The sequence below is a fragment of the Streptomyces sp. NPDC055025 genome, from assembly GCF_053608565.1.
Map to the genome: position 1 here is coordinate 83,998 of NZ_JBSGVS010000035.1, position 10,041 is coordinate 94,038.

Here is a 10,041-nt window from a genome sequence, read left to right on the forward strand (position 1 = left end):
GGTGTGGCCGGAGCCGCCGGAACGCGTCAGGAGCAGCTGATCCGCGACTGCGCCCAGTCGGCGAGCGCCACCGCCCCGAGCGGCCGGTGCGGCTCGACCACCAGGCGGATCGTCTTCTGCCCCGAGATTCCCACCTGTACGGGTACGGCCGGGTCGCCGCCGCGCAGCACGGGCGAGCGCCAGAGCCGTTCACCGTCCCCGTACAGGGAGAAGCGCACGGACCCGAGGTCCCGCGTCAGATCGTCCACCCCGACCAGCGCCGCGTAGGTGCTACAGCTCCGGTTGAGATCGATGACGACCGACGACGACGCGTGCGTCGTCACCCCATGGGCGTACCGGGTGCCTCCGATGGCCAGTCCGGAACGCTTCCACATCCAGCTGCTTCCGACGAGCCGCACCTCCGGCTTGGTCTTGTCACCGAAGACGTCGTACGACAACTGGTTCACCTGATAGTCGACCGGAGGCGCCGGAGGCGGAGGCGGTGGCGGCGGAGGTGGCGGCGGCTTCGGGCTCGGCGTGGGAGGCACCGGTGACACCGACGGGGCCGGCGCCTTGGTCGGCGTCGGAGAACCGGGCTGGGCGGGCTTCGGACTGGGGGTGGGCTTCGGCTCCGGCTTCGGGGTCGGTTTCGCCGAGGGGGACGGTGTCGGCTTCTTCGCGGAGGGGGCGGGCTCCGGCGCGCGCGGCGGGGGCGACGGAGCCGGCTTCGGCGGTACGACGGGCCGCGCGACCGGAGGCTTCGCCTTGGGCGGCTGTTCAGGCCGCGAGTCGTTCACCAGCGCGTACACCAGACCGGCCGCGGCGGCGAGGGCCACCAGCCCCGCGATCCCGGCCTTCGCGGGCGCACCGAGTCCCTCGGACGCGAGGGCTCCACCGGAGGCCGCCCCACCTGCCGCGCCACCAGAGGCAGCCCCGCCCGCCGCCGCGCCGGAAGCCGCTCCTGCCCCTGCTCCCGCTCCCGCACTGGAAGCCGCTCCCGCTCCCGCCGCCGCGCCGGAAGCCGCTCCCGCGGCACCGCCGGCGCCCGTGGCCGCCGCGGCGGCGCCGGCCCCCGCCGCTCCCACGGCGCCGCCCGCCACGATCCCGGCGGCCTTGAACGAAGCGCCCGCCGCGAACCAGCCGATCACCGCGACCGGCAGCACCATCGCGGGAATCTCGTCATTGATGTGCGCCAGCTCGCCCGCCGCGCGACGGCACTTGGCGCACTCCTCCAGATGCTTCCGCAGCCCGCGCTCCGCGCGCATCCGCAGACCTCCCCGGGCATACGCCCCGAGCCGGTCCGCGTACTGGGCGCAGTCGCCGCCCGAGGTGTGCGCGGTATTCACATGGGCCTGTAGATAGGCCTGCTTGAGCCCCTCGCGCGCCCGACTGGCCAGTACCGCCGTGGCATTGGCGCTCAGCCCGAAGAGCGGCGCGACCTCGCTCGGCGACTCCTCCTCGACCGTGGTGTGCCAGAGCACCGCCTGCCAGCGCTCGGGCAGACTGCGGAAGGCCCGCATGGCCATGGACTGTTCGGCCTCGCGCATCGCCAGGACATCCGCGCCCAGATCGAGGGTGTCCCTGTCCGAGACCTCGGAGGAGCGGGCGGCCTGCGCCGCGAACACCGCGAAGTCCTCGACCAGTTGCTCCCGCTTCGCGGACTTCGTCCAGGAGGCGGCCACCCGCCGGACGGTCGTCAGCAGATAGGCGCGCACCGCCTGCTCGGGCCCGGCCCCGCCCCGGACCGCCTGCAACGTACGGGCGAAGACCTCGGCCGTCAGATCGTCGGCGGTATGCGTGTCCCGGCAGCACGTACGGGCGTAGCGGCGCACCGCGGGCGAGTGCCTGCGGAACAACTCCTCGTACGCGCTGTCGTCGCCGTCCCGCATCCGCTGGATCAGATCGGCGTCCGAGGAGGGCGGCGCGGGCGTCCCCGGCGCGGACGCTCCCGGCGCGGCCACGGGAGCGTCCGAGGAGGGCGGCGCGGGCGTCCCCGGCGCGGACGCTCCCGGCGCGGCCACGGGCAGTTCGACGGTCGGTGTCCCGGCGGTCGGTGCCGGCTCGGCCTGCGACGCGCCGCCGAGGCGATCGCGCTGCGGCGGCACGCTGCTCTCCGCCTCGGCCGCCCCGGACCGTGAACCGGTCGAGGGATGCGGCATGGGAGGACCGGGATAACCCGCGGGCCTCCCCGACCCGCCGGGCCCACTCTGCTCGGGCACGCTCGGCACACCCTTCGGACCGCCAGGACCGCCAGGACCGCCAGGACCGGCAGGACCGCCAGCACCGGCAGGACTTCCCGCACCGGCAGGGCCGTCAGGACCGCCACGCCCACCGGCACCGGAAGCGCCCGTCGTGACCGGGCCACCGGAGCCGATCCGGCCGCCGGGCACCCCCGGACCCGGCACCTCCCTGGGCCCGCCCTGACTCGGCACCTGCCGCTGGACCGTCCCGTCGGATTCCGTATCACCGTCGGCACCACCGCCACCGAGCGGCTCGTCCCGTCCGTCACCGCTCATCGCGGAAGCCCCCGTACGCGCCCTCTGAAGACACCCTCTGACGCAAACACCGGGACAGAGTGTCACAGAGCACCGCGATGCCCGGCCTTTCGTGCCAGGCAACCACTCATCCGGGGAGGTTTCCCCGAGTCCGGTATGAACGTTCACTCGTTCGGGGACGCCTCAACGGCGTTCACCGCCAAGTCAGTTCGAGAACAGCTTCACCGACCCGACCCGACCCGACCCGACCCGACCCGACCCGACTCGCGCCGCCCGGACCCGTGCCCGCCTGGAGCCGCGCCGCCCGGAGCCGGTGCGGCGGGCGGGTCGGCCGACCGGTCCGCACCGAAGGTACGGACCGGACCGACGCCCACGATCACCGCCCGACAGCTACCCGGCCGCTCACCGTGGCCCAAAGCTCCAGGACCCCGCGGACGCCTGACCGGATGCCTGACCGGACGCCTGGCCGGACGTCCGGCCGGACGCCCGGCCGAAGACCGGCCCCGCTCACCGTCCCGGCAGAACCGCGCCCGCTCACACCGGCCGTGACCGCAGCCCCTCCAGCAGAATGTCCAGCAGCCGTGCCGAAGCCGCCGCCTGCTGCGCCGCGTCCGGCAGCGAGGGCGCGGCCGTGGCTATCACCAGCAGAACATCGGCCACGGACACATCACCGCGCAGCTCGCCCGCGGCCCGCGCCCGCTCCACAAGCTGCCCGACGACCTCCAGCAGCTCCACCGCACCCGGATCGTCCAGCTCCTCCGGTGACAGCCGATGACCGATCACCCGCAGATCGGGCGCTCCGGCCTGCCGCTGCTGCGGCACCCGCACCTCGCCCTGCCCGCCCCGGTCAGCCGCCGCGTCCTCGACGTCCACGCCCACCCGCAGCACATGCGGCGGAAGCAGCCGCCCCGCACCCGAGGCCACCGACGTGCGCAGAAAACGGGAGAGAGCCGACCAGGGCTCCTCCTCCTGACCCAGCGCCGTACGCGCCTGGTCGGTCAGCCGGGAGGTCTCCTCCTCGGCTATCCGCCGCACCAGCACGTCCTTGCTGGGGAACCGGCGGTACACCGTGCCGACCCCGACCCGGGCCCGTCGCGCCACATCCTCCATCGGAGCCCCGTACCCCAGCTCGCCGAACACCTCGCGAGCCGCGCGCAGTACATGCTCCAGATTGCGCTGTGCGTCCACCCTTAAAGGTGCCGAGCGACTCGCCCCGCCCGTCACCCGTTGGTCGCCGTCCGTGACGACGGCAGTCTGCCAATGAGAATCCTGAATGTGCATAACCGTTCCCCCGGTAATGATGTCTCCCCCCGGAGACCCCCTCCTCGACAGCCGAGCGTGCCGACCCGGTCACGGACCGGACACGCCGACGAGGTACGAACATAGTTGAGCCCGGGTCAATTCAGAAGAGGGTAGTTCCGCACGGAGCGCCCCCCGATCGGAGCAAGGACCGGAAGATGCCTGATTCATCCAACGGCCGCCACCCCCGACGCCCCCGCTGACCTGCGCCCCTCCACCAATACCTGCGGTTTTGCCCGTCCGGGGCCGTCGACGGCCTCCGGTCACACAATCTGTCGTGGCTGTGGACAAACACCGGACCCCGTTGCGTCATGGGATGGTGAAGGCTCAGATCTCCCCGGAAACGACCCCCGCACCCACGCCCGGTGCGCGCATTCTGGTTGTCGGCGGCGGCTACGTCGGGATGTACACCGCGCTGCGCCTCCAGCGGAAGCTGAAGAACGGCGAGGCCGAGATCATTGTGGTCTCCCCCGACCCTTATATGACATATCAGCCGTTCCTGCCGGAAGCGGCGGCGGGGAACATCTCGCCCCGCCATGTCGTGGTCCCGCTCCGGCGCGTGCTGGAGAAGTGCACGATCATCATCGGCGAGGCCACGGCCATCGACCACGCCAAGCGCACGGCCACCCTCAAGACCCTCGCCTCCGAGGAGGAGGGCACCGGCACCGTAGAGATCGCCTACGACGAACTCGTCCTCGCGCCGGGCTCCGTCTCCCGCACCCTCCCGGTCCCCGGCCTCGCCGAACACGGCATCGGCTTCAAGACCGTCGAGGAGGCCATCGGACTGCGCAACCATGTCATCGAGCAGATGGACATCGCCTCCTCCACCCGCGACCCCGCCATCCGCGACGCCGCCCTCACCTTCGTCTTCGTGGGCGGCGGTTACGCGGGCGTCGAGGCGCTCGCCGAGCTGGAGGACATGGCCCGCTACGCCTCGCGGTACTACCACAACATCAAGGCCGACGATCTGAAATGGATCCTCGTCGAGGCCACCGGCCGGATCCTGCCCGAAGTCGGCGAGGAGATGGGCACATACGCCGTCCGCGAGCTGCGCGCGCGCAATATCGACGTACGGCTCGGCACCCGCCTCGACTCCTGCGAGGACCGGATCGCCGTGCTCAGCGACGGCGCCCGGTTCCCCACCCGTACCGTCGTCTGGACCGCCGGGGTCAAACCGCATCCGATCCTCGCCGCCAGCGATCTGCCGCTCGACGCGCGCGGCCGGCTGCGCTGTACGGCGAAGCTCTCCGTCGACGGCGCCGAACACGCCTGGTCGGCCGGTGACGCGGCGGCCGTTCCCGATCTCGCCGCCGACGAGCCCGGCAAGGAGTGCGCGCCCAACGCGCAGCACGCCCTCCGGCAGGCCGGAGTTCTCGCGGCGAACATTCTCGCTTCGCTGCGCGACGAGCCCCTTCAGGACTACCGTCACGCGTACGCGGGTTCGGTTGCGTCCCTGGGCCTCCACAAGGGGGTGGCGCACGTCTACGGCCGGAAGCTCAAAGGCTTTCCGGCCTGGCTGATGCACCGCGTGTACCACCTCAGCCGTGTCCCGACCTTCAACAGGAAGGCCCGCGTCCTCGCGGAATGGACCCTATCCGGGCTCTTCAAACGGGAGATCGTCTCGCTCGGCTCGCTGGAACACCCGCGCGCCGAGTTCGAACTCGCCGCGGGCGGCGAACGGCCGAAGGACAAGTGATGTCACCGACATCACCGTCCGAAGGGCGGTAAGGACCGCACGGAACGGCGGCGCACGGCCCACGACGGCCGGGCACGGCCGGCGTCAACGACCCGAGTACGACCCGAACACGGCCGACGTCCCCGTCAGTGCGCCCGGCCACACCGGACGTGTGACCATAGGTGGGTTCACATCTGCACAGAGTGATCCGGCCCGCTCGGCGCAACCGGCCCCGACGACCCGGCCAGGCCCGACCAGCCCGGCCAAGACGAACAGCTACACGACACCATGAGGCCTGAGAATCCGTGAACTTCACGCGTTGGAGCGCCCGGCTCCCCGGTACACAGCGCCGCGCCGCAGCGCGGACGGACCGCGGTTCCGTGCCCGCGGCCCGCGCTGAGTACGAACAGCGGCCCGATCCGGTGACGGACGTGCCCGCCCTCGAAGACCTCTCCGTCGGCGAGATCCTCGGCGGACTGCCCGCGCTCGTCGCCCTGTTGTACGGCCCGGAGCACCGCGTCGCCTACGTGAACGGCGCGTACGCGACAGCCTTTGGAGCGCGGACACCCGGCGCCACCGCGGCCGAGAGCTGCCCCGAACTCGCCGAGCTGGGACTGCTCCCGCTCCTGGACCAGGTGCTGCGCAGCGGCAAGTCCCGTACGGTCAAGTCCCGCAAGGTCCAGATCGCCGGCGAGGGCTCGTACACCGTCACCTGCGCCCCCGTCGACTGCCGGGGCACCGGCGGCGTCCTCATCTTCGCCGCCGATGTCACCGCCCACGCCGAGGCGGCCGAGCGGCTGCGCACCAGCGAGCGCAGACACCGCAAGACCGCCGTCACCCTCCAGCGCTCGCTCCTCCCGCAGGAGTTGGAGCAGCCGGACGATCTGCGGGTCGCCGCCACCTACCAGCCGGGCGGCGCGGACGCCGCGGTCGGCGGTGACTGGTACGACGTGATCACTCTCGGCGCCGGGCGTACGGCCCTCGTCATCGGCGATGTCATGGGCCGCGGTGTCCGCGCCGCCGCCGTCATGGGGCAGCTCCGTACCGCCGTCCGCGCCTACGCCCGGCTCGATCTGCCGCCGCACGAGGTGCTCCAGCTCCTCGACGGGCTCGCCGCCGAGATCGACGCCAGTCAGATCGCCACCTGTGTCTACGCCGTCCACGATCCGAACGAGGGCCGGCTCGTCTACGCGTCCGCCGGTCATCTGCCGATCCTGGTACGCGCCGAGGACGGTACGGTCGCACGGGCCGAGGACCCCACGGGCCCGCCGCTCGGCACCGGCGGCTGGCTCCACAGCTCGGGCACGATCCCGCTCCCGCCCGGCTCCACCGCCGTTCTCTACACGGACGGTCTGGTCGAGCGCCGGGGCGAGGACATCGACGAGGGCGTGGCCTCCCTGGAGCGCGCCCTGGCCGGCGCGCAGGGCTCACCGCAGGTCGTCTGCGACCGGCTGATCCGCTCCCTCGGGGTCACGGCCGACCATGACGACGATGTCGCGGTGCTCGTCCTCCAGCACCCGTCCCGCACGGGCCCGGACGCGGAGCTGTTCCACAACGCGGCGCTCGATCTGCTCGGCGGCATCGAGGCGGCCCCGCGCGCCCGTGCCTTCGCCACGGGGGTCCTCGCGTCCTGGCGCTTCCCCGTCGAACTGTGCGATCTGGGCGTGCTCGCCACCAGCGAACTGGTGGCGAACTCCCTCCAGCACGGCACCCCGCCCATGCGCCTCAGGCTCCGCCGCACCGACCGCCGGCTGATCATCGAGGTGACGGACGGCGACGAGCATCTGCCGCGCCGCCGCAGAGCGGAACCGGCGGACGAGGCGGGCCGCGGTATCTCGATCATCGCGACGATCGCCTCGTCCTGGGGCTCCCGCCGTACCCCGGGCGGCGGGAAAGCCGTCTGGTGCGAATTCGCGCTGCCGCACTGACGGATATCCGCGCTGCCGCGCTGACGGACACGGATACGGGAACGGGAACGGGGGCAGCGGGGCCGGTACGCGATCAGCGGGCCGGTGCCGGAGCCGGGGCGGGCTCCGCGGCGGCCTCCGGCCGGTGCCGGGCGACCAGGCGCGAGGCCGACACGAGCGACGGCTGATCCTGTACGGGCGTGAGCCGCCTGCCCAGCCGCAGCGCCAGCACGCTGATGCCCAGCGAGAACAGTACGAACGTCACGATGTACGGACCGTGCAGCGTGGCCCCCATCGGCCCGCCCACCGCGGGACCGACCGCCAGTGCGAGCTGCTTGACCAGTGCGAACGCCGAGTTGTACTGCCCGACCATCGACTCCGGCGCCAGATCGGCCACCAGCGGCGCCACGGTCGGCGACAGCATCGCCTCGCCGAGCCCGAACAGCGCGTACGTGGAGACGAACGCGGCCGTCGCCATCGTCTCGCTGCCGTGACCGAGCCCCGCGAACCCCGCGATGATCCAGGCGAACGTCCAGATCAGCCCGACCGCCGCGATCACCCGGCTGCGCCTGCGCCGCTCGACCAGCCGCAGCACGCCGAACTGAGCGACGACGATCACCGCCGTGTTCGCCGCCAGCGCGATCCCGAGCGTCGACGGGTCGATCCCGGCGGCCTCGGTGCCGTACGCGGCGAGCCCGGACTCGAACTGCCCGTAGCACGCGAAGAACAGCACGAACCCGAGCACACAGAGCCGGACCATGGCCTGATGCCCGAGCATCGCCCGCACCCCGCCACCCGTGGCGTCCCTGACCGCGAGGGTGACCCCGGCCGGCCGGGGCAGCCGGACCGTGGCGGCGATGGCCGCCAGTACGAGGAACATCGCGGCCTCGACGCAGAAGAGCAGCGTGAACGTGCCCGGCCGGCTCTCGTCGACGATCTGCCCACCGATCAGCCCACCGACCCCGAGCCCCAGGTTCGCCAGAAAGAACTGGGTGGCGAAGGCCCGGGTCCGCGTCGACGGGGTGGAGCACCACACGATCATCGTGGCCAGCGCGGGCTGCATGACGGCGGTCCCGGCGCCCAGCAGCGCGGCGGACAGGACCGCCGTCACGACGCTCCAGGACAGCCCCATGGCGAACGCCCCCACGGACGCCAGCACAGCCCCCGTCACCAGCACGGGCAGCGGCCCGCGCCGGTCGATGACCCGCCCGGTGAACGGCAGGACGACCAGCGCGGCCAGGGCGAAGACCGCCAGCACGGCACCGGCCGTACTCGCGCCCAGGTGCCGGACCTGAGCGACATACACGTAGAGATACGGAACCGTGAACCCGAGCCCGAAAGCGCTCAGCGCGTTCCCTGCCTGGATCCGGCGCATCGCAGCGCCCATAGCCCTGGTCACACTCACCTGCCTCAGAAGATCGCACGACCGCGAAGGAGCGGTACGAAGTAGCGGTACGAAGTAGTGGTACGGAGAAGACACTCAAGCTTGAAGACTTCGAAGCTAAAGTTAGGACTTCAACAATACACAGTGAAGGACTTCAATGCCAGCAGAGGTACGTGGGATACTGCCCTGATGCCAGACACCCCCGAGAAACCCGGCCCGTCGGGTCTCCAGGAACCGAGCCTCGACGAGCAGATCGCGGCCTATCAGCGCGAGTTCCATGACCTCGACCCCCAGGTGGAGAAGGTCGTCTCGGCGCTGGGCAGGCTCAATCGCCGTATGAACGTCTCGTACGGACGCCACCTCGCCGAGCTGGGGATCAGCAACGCCGAGTGGGAGGTCCTGAAGACCCTCGTGGTCTCGGGAGCCCCCTACCGCCTGGGCCCCGGCGAACTCGCCAAGCGCCTCGGACTCACCCCGGCCGCGATGACCCACCGCATCGACCGCATGGCCGGCGACGGTCTGGTCACGCGCGACCGCGACGAGAACAACAGGGTCCGGGTGATCGTCGAGCTGACGGACGAGGGCCGCACGAAGTGGCTGGAGGCGATGCGGATGGCCTCCCGCTTCGAGGAGGAACTGCTCCAGGACCTCTCGGGCGACGAGCGCCGGGGCCTCGGCGAGATGCTGATCCGCCTGCTGCGCCGCGTGGAGCACGCCCAGCCGGACGCCGGCGGACGGCTGACGGACCTGGGCTAGGGGGGAGCCTGGCGGGGCGGGGAGCGGGGGGCTGGGGGTTCGTTTGACACACCCCAGGGCGATCCGTAAGGTTCTTCGAGTTGTCACGGGACCGAAACGGATCCACGGCAGCCACTTACGCCGCAGCAGCGGCACCTCAACTCAGCACGGTCTCCCAGCCGGGGTGTATTTCGGCATGCCGAATTTCATTTCGAAGGCTTGATTATGAGCCGCCCGGGAAATCCGCTAGGGTTTGAGACGTCGGAACGGCCCAAGGGCCGGGAAGGCAGCCCCCTCTGACTGGGAATCAGGCCCGAAAGGATCTGCTAGAGTCGGAATCGCCGGAAAGGGAAACGCGAAAGCGAAGAACTGGAAAGCAGCCCCGCTCCGACGGGGAATCGGACACGAAAGAGTCTGATAGAGTCGGAAACGCAAGACAGCAAGACAAGCAAGAAGAGAACAACAGCAGGACCGAAGGGAAAGCCCGGAGGAAAGCCCGTGAGGGTGAGTACAAAGGAAGCGTCCGTTCCTTGAGAACTCAACAGCGTGCCAAAAGTCAACGCCAGA

General features: G+C 71.3%; 6 protein-coding genes. 3 read left to right on the top strand and 3 right to left on the bottom strand.

Features of this window, described 5'->3' with window-relative positions; all coding sequences use genetic code 11:
* Positions 1–26 precede the first annotated feature (26 nt).
* The gene (locus ACWGDX_RS22035; protein ID WP_453627976.1) at positions 27–2,138 is read right to left on the bottom strand and encodes a sigma-70 family RNA polymerase sigma factor; all 2,112 of its coding nucleotides are present in this window, start codon (positions 2,136–2,138) and stop codon (positions 27–29) included.
* An 870-nt stretch (positions 2,139–3,008) separates the two neighbouring features.
* Positions 3,009–3,755 (bottom strand): TetR/AcrR family transcriptional regulator, encoded by a 747-nt coding sequence (locus tag ACWGDX_RS22040; protein ID WP_453627978.1) that lies wholly within the window; start codon positions 3,753–3,755, stop codon positions 3,009–3,011.
* 334 nt (positions 3,756–4,089) lie between these two features.
* Between ACWGDX_RS22040 and ACWGDX_RS22045 the strand changes: the two genes are divergently transcribed.
* Both ACWGDX_RS22045 and ACWGDX_RS22050 read left to right on the top strand, forming a co-directional pair.
* On the top strand, positions 4,090–5,469 hold the full coding sequence (locus tag ACWGDX_RS22045; RefSeq protein ID WP_453627980.1) for an NAD(P)/FAD-dependent oxidoreductase: 1,380 nt from the start codon (positions 4,090–4,092) through the stop codon (positions 5,467–5,469).
* A 284-nt stretch (positions 5,470–5,753) separates the two neighbouring features.
* The gene (locus ACWGDX_RS22050) at positions 5,754–7,376 is read left to right on the top strand and encodes an ATP-binding SpoIIE family protein phosphatase (RefSeq protein WP_453627982.1); all 1,623 of its coding nucleotides are present in this window, start codon (positions 5,754–5,756) and stop codon (positions 7,374–7,376) included.
* Positions 7,377–7,449: 73 nt separating this feature from the next.
* On the opposite strand, the gene ACWGDX_RS22055 is transcribed toward ACWGDX_RS22050, so the two are convergent.
* Positions 7,450–8,742: an MFS transporter gene (locus ACWGDX_RS22055; RefSeq protein WP_453627998.1), complete on the bottom strand. Its 1,293-nt coding sequence runs from the start codon at positions 8,740–8,742 to the stop codon at positions 7,450–7,452.
* Positions 8,743–8,928: 186 nt separating this feature from the next.
* Here ACWGDX_RS22055 and ACWGDX_RS22060 point away from each other — a divergent pair, with 186 nt between their 5' ends.
* The gene (locus ACWGDX_RS22060) at positions 8,929–9,495 is read left to right on the top strand and encodes a MarR family winged helix-turn-helix transcriptional regulator (RefSeq protein ID WP_453627984.1); all 567 of its coding nucleotides are present in this window, start codon (positions 8,929–8,931) and stop codon (positions 9,493–9,495) included.
* Positions 9,496–10,041 lie beyond the last annotated feature (546 nt).